The organism is Curtobacterium sp. MCSS17_005 (assembly GCF_003234225.2).
In the GTDB taxonomy this organism is placed as follows: Bacteria; Actinomycetota; Actinomycetes; order Actinomycetales; family Microbacteriaceae; genus Curtobacterium; species Curtobacterium flaccumfaciens.
Window position 1 is genome coordinate 549,440 of record NZ_CP126258.1, and the last position, 16,145, is coordinate 565,584.

Consider the following 16,145-nt stretch of genomic DNA (forward strand, 5'->3'; position numbering starts at 1 on the left):
TCTCGCGACGTGGTGCGGCGGAGGACCGATCAGGCCGGCACGTAGTCGAACGTGTCGGGGTCGGGGCCCGTGCGGTGACCCTTGTCGAGGGCGGTGATGTCCGTCATGTCCTCGTCCGAGAGCTCGAAGTCGAAGATCGCGAAGTTCTCCTCGACGCGGGCACGGGTGACCGACTTCGGGAACACGATGTCGCCGCGCTGGATGTGCCAGCGGAGGACGACCTGGGCCGGGGACTTGCCGACCGACGCGGCGACGCGGGTGATGGTCTCGTCGTCGAGGACGAGGCCCTGCGCGATAGGGGACCAGGCCTCGGTCGCGATGCCGAGCTCGCGGTTCACGGCGCGGAGCTCGTCCTGCGCGAGGTACGGGTGCACCTCGATCTGGTTGACCGACGGCGGGACGTCGGTCTCGGCACGCAGGCGGTGGAGGTGGTGCGCCTGGAAGTTCGAGACACCGATCGAGCGGGCGGTGCCGGCGTGGTACAGCTCCTCGAGGGCCTTCCACGTCGGGACGAAGTCCGAGACGGTGGGCAGTGGCCAGTGGATGAGGAACAGGTCGGTGTAGCCGCCGAGCAGGTCGGCCGACTTCTTGCCGTTCTCCAGCGCCGCCTCGGGGGCGTGGAAGCCGTTGTTCAACTTGGAGGTGACGAAGATCTCGGAACGGTCGATGCCGGACTCGGCGATCGCCTCGCCGACCTCCTTCTCGTTGCCGTACATCTCGGCAGTGTCGATGTGGCGGTAGCCGACCTCGAGCGCGGCCAGCGTGGCGGCCTTCGTCTCGGAGGGGTCGATCTGGAAGACACCGAAGCCGAGCTGCGGGATGGTCTTGCCGTCGTTCAGGGTGATGTTCGGAACGGTCATGGTGTCATGCAACCAAACGCCCCTCAGCGCCCATTCCGCCAACACCCAGGAACCGCGGTCCCGGGCGCGCCGTTCACGCGAGCGCAGCCGTGATGTACGCCTGGAGCGCCTGGCCGTACGCGATCGCGGGCATCTCGGACGCGAAGCTGCGGTCGGCGCCGTCGATCGTCGCCGTCACGGTGAAGACCACACGACCGCCGACCTGCACCCGTGTGAGCCCGATGAACGACGGCCCGAGCAGTTCGCGCAGCTGGTCCTCGCGGGGTAGCCAGAGCGACTCGGTGGCGGTGACCGAGTCGAGCGCCCACTCGGTGGTGCCGTTGAAGCCGAGGATCGTGCCGGTGGGGGAGTCGTGCCGTTCGACGGTCATCTCGGACACCGTGTAGACGTCGTCGTCGATGCCGGGCTTGTCGATCACGAACCGGTCCCCGGTCTCGGGGTGCCAGCGGAGGCCGGCGTCACGGAGGGACCTGGCGAGTTCGACGGTGATCACGTTCCCACCTTGCCCGCGCGACCCGCCCCTGTCACCACCTAGGTTGCCGAAAGCATCCCGTACTAGCATCGCCGAGCACCCCTCGCGCGAGCGCAACCCGTTCGTGCGCGCGACGTGACGACGCCCGGGCAACCGGTGCCGAGCCTCCAGGCCGTGGGAACCGGCCGCGGGTCGGACCGCCGGTCGGCGTCCCCGACCGAGGCTGACGGACACCCTGCCGCCGAAGAGAAGGACCCGCATGACCCTCGAACGCGAGGAACTCCGCGACGACTGGACCGTGACGATGGCCGGAGGAACCGGCGCGCCGGACGGTGTCGCGGGCCGCACCATCCCGGCGACGGTGCCGGGCCAGGTGCACACCGACCTGGAGCGGGAGGGCCTGCTGCCCGACCCGACGTTCCACCTGAACGAGCAGGCCGCGAAGTGGGTCGGCCGCGCCGACTGGGCCTACCGCCGCACGGTCGACGTCGACCCGCGGGGTCACGAGCGCGTCGACCTGGTCTGCGACGGTCTGGACACGGTCGCGGAGCTCAGCCTGGACGGCGTCGTCGTGGGCACGACCCGCAACATGCACCGTCGCTACCGGTTCGACGCCCGGGTGCAGACGGGATCCGGCGGCACCACGAAGGACCTCGAGATCCTGTTCGAGTCGCCCTACCGCGAGGCCGGCCGGGTCGCTGCGAAGGCTGGCAGCATGCCCGGTCCGTACGACGAGCCGTTCCCGTACGTCCGCAAGATGGCGTCGAACTTCGGCTGGGACTGGGGGCTGACGGCGGTCACGAGTGGCCCCTGGCGGCCGGTCGCGATCGAGCGTTGGTCGACCGCGCGCCTGCGCGAGGTCCGCCCGCTCGTCGACGTCGAGGCCGGCGAGGGCGTGCTCGACGCGCACATCACCGTCGAGCGCTCGGGCATGAACGACCTGGACCAGGACGGCGAGGACGACGACCTCGTGCTCGTCGTCACCGTCAGCGGCGAGACCGAGGACGGCGGCACCACGCGCCAGCGGTCCCGCGCGCAGCTGACCCCGAAGGACGACGAGACGGTCGTCACCGTGCGCGTCCCCGAGGCGCGGCGCTGGTGGCCGCGCGGCTACGGCGCGCAGCCGCAGTACGACGTCGTGGTCGAGCTGCAGACCGTCGACGGCGAGGTGCTCGACCGCGACACGTTCCGCACCGGGTTCCGGTCGACCCGCATCGAGACCCAGGTCGACGGCATCGGCCGCCCCTTCGCCGTGCACGTCAACGGCACGCTCATCGACGTCCGGGGCGTCAACTGGATCCCCGACGACGTCATCGTCTCGCGCGTCGACCGCGCGCGACTGGAGTCCCGGCTGGGCGCCGCGGCCTCGCTCGGCACGAACCTCGTCCGCGTCTGGGGCGGCGGAGTGTACGAATCGCGCGACTTCTACGAGGTCTGCGACGAACTCGGTCTGCTCGTCTGGCAGGACTTCCCGTTCGCGTGCTCGGCCTACCCGGAGGTCGAGCCGATCCGCAGCGAGGTCATCGCCGAGGCACGCGACAACGTCGCCCGGCTCGCCCGCCACCCCTCGCTGGTGGTCTGGAACGGCAACAACGAGAACATCTGGCTGCACGACGCCGACGGCTGGGGTGCGGAGCTGGGCGATCGGGGCTGGGGACTCGACTACTACCTCGACCTGCTGCCGACGATCGTCGACGCCGTCGACCCGTCGCGCTTCTACACGGTCGCGTCGCCGTGGTCCGGCTCCGAGTCGCTGCCCGCGAACGAGGTCGACCACGAGACGCACCACTCGTGGGACGTCTGGAACCGGCTGCCCGACACCGCCTACCGCGAGTCGGTGCCGCGCTTCGTGTCGGAGTTCGGCTGGCAGGCGCCGCCGGCGTGGCGCACGCTGCGCGACGCGGTCACCGACGCGCCGCTGCGGGTCGACTCGCCCGGTGTGGTCCACCACCAGAAGGCGGCGGACGGGATGACCAAGCTGGCCCGCGGGCTGGAGCCGCGCTTCGGCGCGGTCGACCCCGCCGCGTTCGACGCGTGGCACTACCTGACGCAGCTGCAGCAGGCGCGGGCGATCGCGACCGGCATCGAGCACTGGCGCACGCACTGGCCGCGCAACACCGGCGTGGTGGTGTGGCAGTTGAACGACCTGTGGCCGGTGTCGTCGTGGTCGGCGATCGACTCGGCGGGGCGGCTGAAGCCGCTGGCGCACGAGCTGCGCCGCCTGTACGACGACGTGCTGCTCACGATCCGTCCGGTGTCGTCGGTGTCGGTGACGCCGGGTGCGGCCGGTACCACTGGTGCGTCGGGACCGTCGGGTGCGGAGCGGACTGGAGGCCCGGATCACCCGGGTGGGTCGGCTGCGGTCGGCGAGACGGCCGACCTGGGCGAGCTCGCGGACACGCTCTCGCTGGGCGTGTCGCCCGGTGCGTTCGGGTCCTCGCCCGTCGAGGTGGCCGTCCGGTCGACCCGCACCGGGCACGACAGCGTGGTGCGGGTGCGCCGGATCACCACGGCCGGCACGATCCTGGCCGAGGTGTCGCTGCCGGTCCGGCTGTCGTCCGCCGGCGTCGCGGTCGTCGCCCTGCCCGAGTCGGTCGGTGTCGTCGACGACCCGGCCAACGAGCTCATCGTCGCGGACATGGACTGGCGCCGCGCGGTCTGGACCCCCGGTCCCGACGCCGCGATGCGGTGGGAGCCCGCGCGCTACCGGACATCGTTCGCGGTGGTCGACGGTGGCCTGGACCTGACCGTCGAGGCCGACTCGCTCGTCCGCGACCTGCTGGTGCAGCCGGACCGGATCGCGGCCGACGGCACGGTCGACCGCGGGTTCATGACGCTGCTGCCCGGCGAGCGTGTGGTGTTCCGGCTCGGCGGTGTGACCGAGGCCGACATCCCGGCGCTCCGCGAGGCGCCCGTGCTGTGGAGCATCGACGGCGTCCTGCGGTGACCGGAGCGCTTCCCTGGACGAACGGTGTCCGTTCCGGGGACCGGCCTGGGCATCCAGGGGCGGGGGAGTTACCATGGGGGGACACGGACTTCCGCCGCGGTGATCGACGACGATCAACGGACGGCGACCAGTTCCAGACCAAGGAGTCATGATGCTCGGAAACCTGACCGGCCTTCACCTGCTGATCATCCTCGGGATCGTCATCCTGCTGTTCGGCGCGACCAAGCTCCCGGCCCTCGCCAAGGGCCTCGGCCAGTCGATCAACATCTTCAAGAAGGAGATGTCCGACGACGAGAAGAAGGCCCAGGCTCAGGCCAACGGCACGGCTCCGGACGGCACGGTGCAGAACAGCACCGTCCAGAACGTCCCCGCTGAGCCCGCCGCCGGTCCGGTCCTGAACCCGGGGCCGACCGCGCAGCCGAACACCGACTCCCGGCGCTAGGACACCCAGCCCCGTCCTGTCGGCAGCCCCCGCGACCACCTCGGTCGCGGGGGCTTCGTCGTGCGGGATCGACCGCGGGCTACCCGGTGCCGCAGGATGAGCACATGACCGCTCCCGTTCCCGTTCCGGCCCCCGTGCCGCACGGAGTCGCGCCGCTCCGGGACGACCGGCGGATCGTGCTGGTGGTGGCGATCCTGGCGTCGTTCGTCGTCGGGCTCGACTCGAGCGTCGTGAACGTCGCACTCCCCGCGATCCGGCAGGAGCTCGGGGGCGGACTCGTCGTGCAGCAGTGGGTCGTCGACGCGTACCTGGTCACCCTCGGCTCGCTCATCCTGGTCGCGGGCAGCCTGTCCGACCTGTTCGGCCGCGTCCGGATCATCACGTGGGGACTCGTGGTCTTCGGGATCGCGTCCGTGGTGTGCGCGATCGCCCCGACCGGCGAGGTGCTCATCGTCGCGCGGGCGCTGCAGGGCGTCGGCGGGGCACTCGTGATGCCGAGTGCACTCGCCCTCATCGTCGCGGCGTTCCGCGGGGCGGCGCAGGCGAAGGCGATCGGCACGTGGACGGCGTGGTCGAGCGCGGCCACGATCCTCGGCCCCGTGGTGGGCGGGCTCGTGGTGGACGGCATCGGGTGGCGGTGGGTCTTCGTGCTCACCGCGGTGCCGATCGCCGTGACGATCCCGCTGGTCCTGCGCATCACCGGTGACGTGCACCCCGCCGTCCGCCCGCGCATCGACGTCGTCGGGGCCGTGCTCGCCGTGGTGGGTGTCGGCGCTGTCGTGCTCGGCCTCATCGAACAGGAGCGGTTGGGGTGGGGTGCGCCCGTGGTGGTCGGCGCCCTCGTGCTCGGTGCCGCCGCGCTCGTGGCGTTCGTGCCGTGGGAACTGCGGGTGACGCGGACGACGGGGTCGCCGCTCGTGCCGCTCGAGCTGTTCCGGGCGCGGAACTTCACGGTCGGCAACCTCGCGACACTGTCCATCTACGGCGCGCTCGGCATGGTGTTCTTCGTCGTCACGCTGTTCCTGCAGGAGGTCTGGCGGTACCCGGCCTGGCTCGCCGGACTCGCGACGCTGCCGCCGACGATCATGCTGCTCGCGCTGTCCACCGCCGTGGGGTCCGCGGCGGGTCGGTTCGGCCCGCGATGGTTCATGGCCGCCGGGCCGGCAGCGGGCGCGGTCGGCGCGCTCCTGCTGCTGCTCGCCGGCGACGACCCGACCGGCTACTGGTGGTCGGTGTTCCCCGGGCTGGTGCTGATCGGCGTGGGCATCGCCCTGATGGTCACACCCCTGACGAGCGCGGTGCTCGGGTCGGTGCCGCAGTCCGAAGCCGGGTCCGGTTCGGCCGTGAACAACGCGGTCGCGCGGATCGCCGGACTCGTCACGGTGGCACTGGCCGGCGTGGTGCTCGGTGGCGAGGTGAGCGTCGACGGGCTGCACCGGGCCATGGTGGTGATGGCGCTCCTGCTGGCGGCCGGTGCCGTCGTCAGCGCCGTCGGGATCCGGAATGTCCCGGAGCGCACGTAAGTTGAGTGGAGTAGACTCAACTCCAGGACCACCGCAACGAAAGGACGGAACGCATGGCGAACCTCCAGGGCGCTCCTGACTCCCAAGAACGACAGAAGACCGCCCTCGAGCAGTACGGCATCGACCTCACGGCGATCGCCCGCAGCGGCAAGCTCGACCCCGTGATCGGACGTGACTCCGAGATCCGACGCGTCTCCCAGGTGCTGACGCGCCGAACCAAGAACAACCCCGTGCTCATCGGCGAGCCCGGCGTCGGCAAGACCGCCGTCGTCGAGGGGCTCGCGCAGCGCATCGTCGCCGGGGACGTCGCCGACTCCCTCAAGGACAAGCGGCTCATCTCGCTCGACATCTCCGCCCTCATCGCCGGCGCCAAGTACCGCGGCGAGTTCGAGGAGCGGCTCAAGTCCGTGCTCAAGGAGATCAACGACTCCGACGGGCAGGTCATCACGTTCATCGACGAGCTGCACACCCTGATGGGTGCCGGGGGCGGCGAAGGCTCCGTCGCGGCATCGAACATGCTCAAGCCGATGCTCGCCCGCGGTGAGCTCCGGCTCATCGGCGCGACGACCCTCGACGAGTACCGCGAGTACATCGAGAAGGACGCCGCGCTCGAGCGACGCTTCCAGCAGGTCTACGTCGGTGAGCCGAGCGTCGAGGACGCCGTGGCGATCCTCCGCGGGCTCAAGGAACGCTACGAGGCGCACCACAAGGTGACGATCAACGACTCCGCACTGGTCGCGGCCGCGAGCCTGTCGAACCGGTACATCTCCGGCCGTCAGTTGCCCGACAAGGCCATCGACCTGATCGACGAGGCCGCGAGCCGACTCCGCATGGAGATCGACTCCAGCCCGGTCGAGATCGACGAGCTCAAGCGGAACGTCGACCGCCTGCGTGTCGAGGAGTTCGCGCTCAAGCAGGAGAAGGACGACGCCTCGAAGGCCCGGCTCGAGACCCTGCGCAACGAGCTGCGCACCCGCGAGGAACGGCTGGCCGAGCTCGAGCAGCGCTGGCAGGCCGAGCGCGCGAGCCTGAACCGCATCGGTGAGCTCAAGCAGCGGCTCGACGACCTGAACATGCGGTCGCAGCGCGCTCAGCGCGAGGCCGACTACGAACTCGTCTCCCGACTGGAGTACGGCGAGAAGCCCCGCATCGAGGCCGAGCTCGCCGCCGCCGAACAGGCCGAGAGCGCCGACCGGATGGTGAACGACAGCGTCACCGACGAGGACATCGCCGCCGTCATCGCGCAGTGGACGGGCATCCCGCTCGGCCGGCTGCTGCAGGGCGAGACCGAGAAGCTCCTGCACCTCGAGAGCGAGCTCGGCCGCCGGATCATCGGGCAGCGCACCGCCGTGACCACCGTGTCCGAGGCCGTCCGTCGCACCCGCGCCGGCATCTCCGACCCGGACCGCCCGACCGGTTCGTTCCTGTTCCTCGGACCGACGGGCGTCGGCAAGACCGAGCTGGCCAAGGCGCTCGCCGAGTTCCTGTTCGACGACGAGAAGGCCCTCGTCCGCATCGACATGAGCGAGTACGGCGAGAAGCACTCCGTGGCCCGCCTGATCGGTGCTCCGCCCGGGTACGTCGGGTACGAGGCCGGTGGACAGCTCACCGAGGCGGTCCGCCGCCGGCCGTACTCGGTGATCCTGCTCGACGAGATCGAGAAGGCGCACCCCGAGGTGTTCGACGTGCTGCTCCAGGTGCTCGACGACGGCCGGCTGACCGACGGCCAGGGGCGCACGGTGGACTTCCGGAACACGATCCTCGTGCTGACGTCGAACCTGGGGTCGCAGTTCATGACCGACCTGTCCCTGAGTGACCCGCAGCGGGAAGAGGCGGTCCGTGAGCTCGTGCAGCAGGCGTTCCGGCCGGAGTTCATCAACCGCCTCGACGACATCGTGGTGTTCCAGGCCCTGACGGCCGACGACCTCGGGCAGATCGTGTCGCTCTACGTCGACCGGCTGGCCCGCCGTCTGACCGACCGCCGGCTCGAGCTCGCCGTCACCCCCGAGGCGCGCGGCTGGCTGGCGGAGCGCGGGTACGACCCGCTGTACGGCGCGCGGCCCCTGCGTCGCCTGATGCAGCGACAGATCGACGACCGGTTGGCACGCGCCATCCTGTCGGGTGACGTCCGCGACGGCGACACCGTCCGGGTGGACGTCGCGGCGGACGGCGACGGCCTGACGGTCGAGCCCTTCGAGCTGGCTGAGATCGTCGAGGAGTAGACCACCAAGACGGACGGGAGGCCCGTCACCGGTTCCTGGGACCGGTGACGGGCCCTTCGGCTAGCGTCCACGGCATGCCTGAGATCCGCGCGATCCGTCGCCTCACCGACGCCGTCGAGCACGCGAGCGTGCTCGACAAGGCCGTCGACATCGACCGTGCCGTCGTGAACGCCCTCGCCAAGCCGAAGGCCCTGCGCCAGCTGCTGCACGGCGTGCCGTTCGGCCACCCGATCCACCCGCTCATGGTGCAGGTGCCCCTCGGTGCCTGGATCTCCGCCGCGGTGCTCGACCTCGTCGGCGGGAAGGGCAACGCGAAGGCCGCCAAGACCCTGGTCGGCGTCGGGGTCGTCTCGGCGAGCAGCGCCTCGGTCGCCGGCTACGTCGACTGGTCCGAACTGAACCGCGAGCAGCTCCGCACCGGATGGGTGCACCAGGCCGTGAACTGGACCGGCCTGTCGCTGTACGGCCTGTCGTGGCTGCAGCGGAAGCGCGGCAACCACGGCGCCGGCAAGCTGCTCGGTTTCGCGGGTCTCGCCGTCGTGAGTGTCGGCGGGTACCTCGGCGGACACCTGTCCTACCGGCAGCGGGCCGGCGTCAGTGACCACGGTGAGGTGCCGTTCGACGCCTGATCCAGTTCCCAGGTCCGGCAAAGGTACGTCACGTGTGATGTATCGATGCGCGTACTCGTGGTGGACGACGAACGGGCCCTCGCCGACCTGGTCGCGACGGGCCTGACCCGACAGGACATGGCGGTGGATGTCGCCTACCGCGGCGACGACGCCGACGAGCTGCTGGCGGTGCACGACTACGACGTCGTCGTGCTCGACCGTGACGTCCCCGGGCTGCACGGCGACGAGGTCGCACGGCGGCTCACCGCGCGCGGCGCACTCACGCGGATCCTCCTGCTCACCGCCGCGACCACGTTGAGCGACCGTGTGCACGGGCTCGAGCTCGGTGCCGACGACTACCTGACCAAGCCGTTCGAGTACCCGGAACTCGTCGCCCGGGTCCGCGCGCTCGGTCGGCGGAGCGCCGCCCCCGTCGCCCCGGTGCTCGAGCGTGCGGGGTTCGTCGTCGACACGAACCGGCGGATGGCCACGCGCGACGGTCGGCCGCTCGACCTGACCTCGAAGGAACTCGGGGTGCTCGAGACCCTGCTCCGCGCGGACGGTCGGATCGTCTCCGCCGAGCACCTGCTCGAGAAGGTCTGGGACGTCAACACCGACCCGTTCACCGCCGCGGTCCGCGTGACGATGTCGAAGCTCCGCCGGAAGCTCGGGGACCCGGACCCGATCCGGACGGTGCCCGGCCAGGGCTACGCGCTGTGAGTCGGTGGGCCCGGGGCTGGAGCATCCGGACCCGGACGGCCCTGACGTTCGCGCTCGCGGCCATGGCGCTGGCGACCGGGGTCGTCCTCTTCACGAACACCATGTCGTTGGCCGGTGTCGGTGCCGGCCTCGACACCGCGGCAGTGCAGCGCCCGCCGTCCGGATCACCGGGTGCCACGACCGTTCCGGCCCCGATCGAGGTGGACGGAGACGGCGACGACCGTGCGGTGGCGGTGATCCGGCTCGTTGCCGTGCAGCAGTGGCAGTGGTCCGCGATCGGGATCGCGGGTGCCGGGCTCGCGGCCGGGGGCATCGGCTGGCTCGTCAGCCGCCGGGTCCTCCGGCCCATCGACCGGATCACCGCGACCACGAACCGCATCTCGGCGTCGAACCTGCACGAGCGCATCGCGCTGGACGGTCCCGACGACGAGCTCCGGCGGCTCTCGCGCACCATCGACGACCTGCTGGCCCGCCTGGAGACCGCGTTCGAGAGCCAGCGCCGGTTCGTCGCCCAGGCGTCCCATGAACTCCGGACGCCCCTGGCGGTGCAGCGCGCGGCGGTGCAGATCGGTCTGCACGACGACGCCGACCCCGCGGACGTCCGAGCGGTCCGGGCGGAGCTGCTGGAGCAGAACCGCCGGACCGAGCGGTTGGTCGAGTCGTTGCTCGTGCTCGCCGAGGCCGATCGTGGCCTGGCGGGCGCGACGCGCGCGGTCGACCTCGACGAGGTGACCGCCGAGGTCGTCGCGGGGGCGGCCCGAGACGCGGCCGAGGCGGGGGTGACGCTGACCCACGCGCGCCGCACCGGGCCTCCCGGCCTGGTCGTACCGGGGGAGCCGACGCTGCTGCGGCAGCTGCTCGGCAACCTGGTCGGCAACGCCGTCGAGTACAACGAACCCGGCGGCGCCGTCCTGGTGACCACGGAGCCGGACGGCTTCGTCGTCGAGAACGGTGGGCCGGTGGTCGCGGCGGACGAGGCGGCGCTGCTCGTCGAACCGTTCCGCCGCGGCGGGACGGACGGCGCACGCGGGCAGCACAGCGGTCTCGGGCTGTCGATCGTGGCCGCCATCGTGCACGCGCACGGGTGGCAGCTGTCGATCACCGCACGGCCGACCGGCGGGCTGGTCGTCCGGGTCCGTGTTTCGCCGGTGCAACCCGGCGTGCACGCGGGGCGAAACAGCCGTTCCGGTGTGCTGGAGGCATGAACCACACCACGAAGACGACCACCCGGCGCACCCGGTCCCTGATGAGCGCGGCCGCGGCCGTCGTCCTGCTGCCCCTGTTCCTGGTCGGCTGCTCGGACGCGTCACCGGACGACGACACGACGACGGCGTCCGGTGGGGCGGCACCCGGCGTCGCCCTCGCCGAGTGCATGCGCGATCGCGGCTACGACATGCCCGACCCCGGCGCCGGCGGCGGGTCGATGCAGCTCAGTGCACCCGACGGTGTCGACCCCGAGCAGTACCAGGAGGACCTCAAGGGCTGCCTCGACGACTCCGCAGCGGCCGGCGACGCGCAGGCCGCGCAGCCGATGCCGGGCAGCGAGGAGATCGCGAGGAAGACGGCGGAGTGCCTGCGGGAGCAGGGGTTCCCGGACTACCCGGACGACCAGGAGGCGCAGAGCCGGTTCCAGCCCGACGACCAAGAGGCGTTCGACGAGGCCGCCGGCACCTGCACCGACGCGGCCTTCGAGGCCGTCCAGGGCGGAGCCGGGTCGTGAGCCACCGGCGCGTCCGACGCCGGACGATCGTGTCGGTGTGCCTCGTCGCGGCGGTGGCCGCGGGGGCCGGCACGTGGGCCCTCCTCGCCACGGTGCCGAGTGGTCCGGGAGCCTCGGCCAGCAGCGGATCGCGCGGCGGGACCACGTCGACCGGAGCCACCGCCACGGTCAGCCGCGGCGATCTGACCGACTCGAAGGTCTTCGCCGGGACGCTCGGGTACGGCGCGGCGACGGGGGTCCCCGGGGCCGCCGCCGGCACGATCACCTGGCTGCCTCGTGCCGGTGACGTCATCGAACGCGACGGGCCCCTGTACGCCGTCGACGAGCGGGACGTCCGGTCGATGTACGGCACCGTGCCGCTCTGGCGGGACCTGGAACGGGGGCTGCAGGGCGCCGACGTGCGGCAGCTCAACGAGAACCTGGCCGCGCTCGGGTACGACGTGTCCGTGGACGACCGGTTCGGTCCACGGACCGAGCGAGCCGTCCGGCAGTGGCAGCAGGACCGCGGACACGAGGTGACCGGGGTGCTGACGGCGGCCGACGTCGCCTTCGTGGACGGCGCGGTCCGGGTCGCCTCGGTCGACGGGCGGCTCGGGGAGCGGATCGCCGGCGGAGCGGGCGCAGGGGCGGGGGCCGGTGGCGCTGGTGCGGCGGCCGGCGCGGGTGCGGCGGCCGACGTCCTGCAGGTCACGAGCACCCGGCGCGTCGTCACGGCGACCGTTCCCCAGCGCGACGCGGAACGGCTCGCGGTCGGCACCGACGTCGAGGTCCGGGTGAACGGTGCCGGGGCGGCGATGCCCGGTTCGGTCGTCGACGTGCAGCCGACGACGAGCGAGGACGGCGGCACGGCCGTCGAGGTCTCCGTGTCGTTCGACCCGGGGAAGCGCACGTTGCCCGCGGCAGCGTCCGCGCAGGTCGACGCGAAGGGCACCACCGAGCACGACGTCCTGTCCGTGCCGGTCGCCGCACTCGTCGCGGGCGCCGGTGGTCGGTACGCCGTCGACGTCGTGCAGCGGGACGGCGCGACGGAGCGGGTCCGGGTCGATCCCGGCTTCAGCGCGGACGGACGGATCGCGGTCTCGGGGGACCTGGCCGCCGGCGACCGCGTGGTGGTGCCCGGATGAGCGCCGCCGTGCTGCCACCCGCCGCCGTGTTGCCACCCGACTCCGTCCTGTCGCTCCGTGACGTCACGAAGACCTACGGCGACGTCGGGGCCCTGCGCGGGGTGTCGCTCGAGGTCACCGCGGGTGAACTCGTCGCGGTCGTCGGCCCGTCGGGGTCGGGCAAGTCGACGATGCTCAACGTCGTCGGGACCCTCGACCGTCCCACGTCCGGCACGGTGACGATCGCCGGCAACGACGTCGCGACGATGTCCGACGACGCCCTGTCCGGACTCCGTGCCGACCACATCGGGTTCGTCTTCCAGCAGTTCCACCTGCAGGCCGGCGCGACCGCCACCGAGAACGTCGCCGACGGCCTGCTCTACCAGGGCGTGCCCCGGCGCGAGCGGCACCGACTGGCGGTCGAGGCCCTGGGCCGGGTCGGGCTGGCGCACCGGGTGGACCACCGACCGCACCAGCTCTCCGGCGGGGAACGCCAGCGCGTCGCCATCGCGCGGGCCGTCATCGGCGACCCGACGATCCTGCTCGCCGACGAACCGACGGGTGCACTCGACACGGCGTCCGGTGCCGCGGTGGTCGAGCTCCTGCGCGAGCTCAACGCGGCGGGCACGACGGTCGTGGTCATCACGCACGACCTCGACCTGGCGGCGTCGCTGCCACGACAGGTCCGGATGCGCGACGGCATGATCGAGCCCGAGGTCACCCGATGAGCCGGCGTCGGTCCGTGGGCGCGGTCGACCTGCTCCGCCTCGGCGTCTTCGGGTTGCGGACCCGTCCGGGTCGCGTCGTGCTGTCGGCGCTCGGCATCGCGATCGGCATCGCGGCGATGCTCGCGGTCGTCGGGATCTCGTCGTCGAGCAAGGCGAAGGTCGACCAGGTGCTCGACACGCTCGGCACGAACGTGCTCACCCTCACCCAGGCGCAGGGCCTCGGCGAACCGGTTCCGTTGCCGTCCACCGCACTCGAGTCGGTGCTGCGGCAGGACGACGTCGAGTCGGCCGCGGCCGTCGGCACCGTGCCGGACACCGGCGTGTACCGGAACGACCGCGTGCCGGCGCCCGAGACGAAGGGCCTCGGCGTGCTCGCCGCGTGGGGCGACGTCCCACGGGTCCTCGGCGGACAGCTCGCAGCCGGGCGGTGGATCGACGACGCCGCCGGGGCGCCGCCGCAGGTCGTGCTGGGGGCACGGGCGGCCGCGGTCCTCGGCATGGGCGACCTGCATCCGGACAGCCGGGTCTGGATCGGCGGTCGGTGGGTGCAGGTGGTCGGGGTGCTCGACCCCGTCGCGCTCGCCGAGGACCTCGACTCGCGGGTGTTCGTGCCCCGGGGGTTCGCCGGGCAGCTGGGCTTCGACGGGGCCCCGACCGCGGTCTACACGCGTGTCGACCCGGCGCACGTCGAACGGTCGAGGGACCTGCTCGCCGGTGCGGTCCGACCCGGGGCACCGCAGGACGTCGGCGTGACACGGCCGTCGGACGCGTTGGCCGCGAAGGACGCCACGGACGACTCCTTCACCGGGCTGCTGGTCGGCATCGGCGGGGTGGCGCTGCTCGTCGGTGGCATCGGAGTGGCGAACACGATGGTGATCACCGTCCTGGAACGCCGCGCCGAGGTGGGCGTCCGTCGTGCGCTGGGGGCCCGTCGTCGGAGCATCCGCGACCAGTTCCTGGTCGAGTCGTTGCTGCTGTCGTTCCTCGGAGGGGTGGCCGGCGTCGTGCTCGGCGTGGGGGTGACGGTCGTGTTCGCCGTCACGCAGGGCTGGCCGGTCGCACTGCCGGTGTGGGCCGTCGTCGGGGGACTCGGTGCCACGGTCGTGATCGGCGGGGTCTCCGGGCTCTACCCGGCGGCACGCGCGGCGCGGATCCCGCCGACGTCCGCCCTGGCGGCCGTCTGACGCGTGCGGTGGACGCCCGCACTGGAGGCCCGGTGCCGGTCCGGCGGACCGGCACCGGGCCTCCAGGCGGTCGCTTCCCCACACCGGACGCGAGTCGCAGATCATGCCTGGTCATGACCACCTGGTCAAGCATCTGCGTCGATCTGTTCGACATCCGTGATGCCCCGGAAACACGCGGATCGAAAGCGGTCACAGGGACCGATCCAACGGTTGACAAGGGGCCGTGCAGGGTCTTCTATTGCGAATACGCAACGTCCTTTCATAAAGGTCGGACCAAGGGAGTCATCGTGACACGAACGCGTTTCGCCGCACTCGGTGCGCTCGCCCTCGCAGGCGCGCTCGCCCTCACCGGGTGCTCCGCCGGGAGCAACGCCGCTTCCGACGGCGGCACGAAGTCCATCGGCACGCCCGATGGCAAGGGCAAGACCATCACCGTCTGGATGATGAACGGCGACCTGAGCGACAAGGTGCTCGACGCCGCCGGCAAGCAGTTCACCGCCGACACCGGGGCGAAGGTGAAGATCCAGACCCAGCAGTGGGACGGGATCACCACCAAGCTCACCACGGCGCTCGCACAGAGCGACGCCCCCGACGTCGTCGACCTCGGCAACACGCAGGTGCCGGTCTACGCGGCAGCCGGCGGGTTGACGGACCTGACGCCGTACCGCGACGAGCTCAAGGACGGCCAGACCTGGCTCACCGGGCTCGAGGGTCCCGCCACCGTCGACGGCAAGCTCTACGGGGCACCGCTGTTCGCCGGCAACCGGGCCGTGGTCTACGACAAGAAGGTCTGGAAGGACGCCGGCGTGACCGACGTGCCGACCACCTACGACGAGCTCACGGCCGACCTCGACAAGGTCAAGGCCGCCAACCCGGCCAGTGACTTCTCCGCCTTCTACATGCCGGGTCAGTACTGGTACGGCGGGCTGCAGTGGGTCTGGGACGCCGGCGGCGAGATCGCCAAGGACAAGGGCGGCAAGTGGACCGGCACGCTCGACTCCGCGGACGCGGTGAAGGGGCTGACCGCCTGGAAGGACTTCCAGAACGCGTACTCGGCGAAGTCCACGCAGGACATCAACACCGACAAGCCCTCGCAGAGCGACGTCTTCGCACAGGGCAACACCTCGGCGTTCCTCGGGTCCGCTTGGGAGATCGGCTCGATCACCACGGCGAAGCCGGAGCTCGCCGATCGCATCGGCACGTTCCCGATGCCGTCGTCCACGGCGGGGAAGACGCAGCCGGTGTTCCTCGGTGGCTCCGACCTGGGGATCCCGGCCAAGGCGAAGAACCAGGAGCTCGCGCTCTACTACCTGAAGATCCTGACCTCGAAGGAGTTCCAGCAGGACCAGGTGTTCGGGGTCGACGGCTGGGAGCCGAACTCCACCGAGCTGCTCGACGCGGTCGCCGGCGACGTCGACGAGCTGCACAAGCCGTACTTCGAGGCGGCCGGCACGAGCCGACCGACCCCGGCCACCCCGGGCTGGGCCACCATCGAGGGTGACGCCTCGTTCCAGTCGATGTTCGCCGACGTCGCCACCGGCCGGAAGTCGCCGGAGCAGGCCGCCGAGGGCTTCTCGAAGCACCTCACGACCGCGCTGAACGCGCAGCCGTAGGCG

General features: G+C 71.7%; 14 protein-coding genes. 12 read left to right on the forward strand and 2 right to left on the reverse strand.

Features of this window, described 5'->3' with window-relative positions; genetic code table 11:
* Positions 1 to 29 precede the first annotated feature (29 nt).
* Both DEJ20_RS02765 and DEJ20_RS02770 read right to left on the reverse strand, forming a co-directional pair.
* Positions 30 to 860, reverse strand: a complete 831-nt coding sequence (locus DEJ20_RS02765; RefSeq protein ID WP_111033081.1) for an aldo/keto reductase — start codon at positions 858 to 860, stop codon at positions 30 to 32.
* Between the two features lie 73 nt (positions 861 to 933).
* The gene (locus DEJ20_RS02770; RefSeq protein ID WP_111234835.1) at positions 934 to 1,353 is read right to left on the reverse strand and encodes a pilus assembly protein CpaE; all 420 of its coding nucleotides are present in this window, start codon (positions 1,351 to 1,353) and stop codon (positions 934 to 936) included.
* A 238-nt stretch (positions 1,354 to 1,591) separates the two neighbouring features.
* Between DEJ20_RS02770 and DEJ20_RS02775 the strand changes: the two genes are divergently transcribed.
* The 12 genes from DEJ20_RS02775 to DEJ20_RS02830 all read left to right on the forward strand — a co-directional run bounded on the left by DEJ20_RS02775 (position 1,592) and on the right by DEJ20_RS02830 (position 16,142).
* Positions 1,592 to 4,279, forward strand: a complete 2,688-nt coding sequence (locus DEJ20_RS02775) for a glycoside hydrolase family 2 protein (RefSeq protein ID WP_111234836.1) — start codon at positions 1,592 to 1,594, stop codon at positions 4,277 to 4,279.
* Between the two features lie 148 nt (positions 4,280 to 4,427).
* On the forward strand, positions 4,428 to 4,721 hold the full coding sequence (gene tatA / locus DEJ20_RS02780) for a twin-arginine translocase TatA/TatE family subunit (protein WP_414437193.1): 294 nt from the start codon (positions 4,428 to 4,430) through the stop codon (positions 4,719 to 4,721).
* A gap of 104 nt (positions 4,722 to 4,825) precedes the next feature.
* Positions 4,826 to 6,244: an MFS transporter gene (locus tag DEJ20_RS02785; RefSeq protein ID WP_111234837.1), complete on the forward strand. Its 1,419-nt coding sequence runs from the start codon at positions 4,826 to 4,828 to the stop codon at positions 6,242 to 6,244.
* Between the two features lie 53 nt (positions 6,245 to 6,297).
* A complete protein-coding gene (locus DEJ20_RS02790; protein WP_111234838.1) occupies positions 6,298 to 8,466 on the forward strand; it encodes an ATP-dependent Clp protease ATP-binding subunit in 2,169 nt (722 codons plus the stop codon).
* A gap of 74 nt (positions 8,467 to 8,540) precedes the next feature.
* On the forward strand, positions 8,541 to 9,095 hold the full coding sequence (locus DEJ20_RS02795; RefSeq protein WP_071404319.1) for a DUF2231 domain-containing protein: 555 nt from the start codon (positions 8,541 to 8,543) through the stop codon (positions 9,093 to 9,095).
* 45 nt (positions 9,096 to 9,140) lie between these two features.
* Entirely contained in the window at positions 9,141 to 9,794 is a 654-nt protein-coding gene (locus DEJ20_RS02800) for a response regulator transcription factor (protein ID WP_111234839.1), read from the forward strand.
* Entirely contained in the window at positions 9,791 to 10,999 is a 1,209-nt protein-coding gene (locus DEJ20_RS02805; protein WP_111234840.1) for a sensor histidine kinase, read from the forward strand. The genes DEJ20_RS02800 and DEJ20_RS02805 overlap by 4 nt, the downstream gene beginning before the upstream one ends.
* On the forward strand, positions 10,996 to 11,514 hold the full coding sequence (locus tag DEJ20_RS02810) for a hypothetical protein (protein ID WP_111234841.1): 519 nt from the start codon (positions 10,996 to 10,998) through the stop codon (positions 11,512 to 11,514). The genes DEJ20_RS02805 and DEJ20_RS02810 overlap by 4 nt, the downstream gene beginning before the upstream one ends.
* Positions 11,511 to 12,638 carry a peptidoglycan-binding protein gene (locus DEJ20_RS02815; protein WP_111234842.1) on the forward strand — a complete coding sequence of 376 codons (1,128 nt, stop codon included), beginning with the start codon at positions 11,511 to 11,513 and terminating at the stop codon, positions 12,636 to 12,638. The genes DEJ20_RS02810 and DEJ20_RS02815 overlap by 4 nt, the downstream gene beginning before the upstream one ends.
* Positions 12,635 to 13,345: an ABC transporter ATP-binding protein gene (locus tag DEJ20_RS02820; protein ID WP_111234843.1), complete on the forward strand. Its 711-nt coding sequence runs from the start codon at positions 12,635 to 12,637 to the stop codon at positions 13,343 to 13,345. The genes DEJ20_RS02815 and DEJ20_RS02820 overlap by 4 nt, the downstream gene beginning before the upstream one ends.
* The gene (locus tag DEJ20_RS02825; protein ID WP_181431487.1) at positions 13,342 to 14,529 is read left to right on the forward strand and encodes an ABC transporter permease; all 1,188 of its coding nucleotides are present in this window, start codon (positions 13,342 to 13,344) and stop codon (positions 14,527 to 14,529) included. The genes DEJ20_RS02820 and DEJ20_RS02825 overlap by 4 nt, the downstream gene beginning before the upstream one ends.
* Before the next feature lie 287 nt (positions 14,530 to 14,816).
* Positions 14,817 to 16,142, forward strand: coding sequence for a sugar ABC transporter substrate-binding protein (locus DEJ20_RS02830; protein ID WP_220034972.1), 1,326 nt, complete (start codon positions 14,817 to 14,819; stop codon positions 16,140 to 16,142).
* Positions 16,143 to 16,145: the final 3 nt, after the last annotated feature.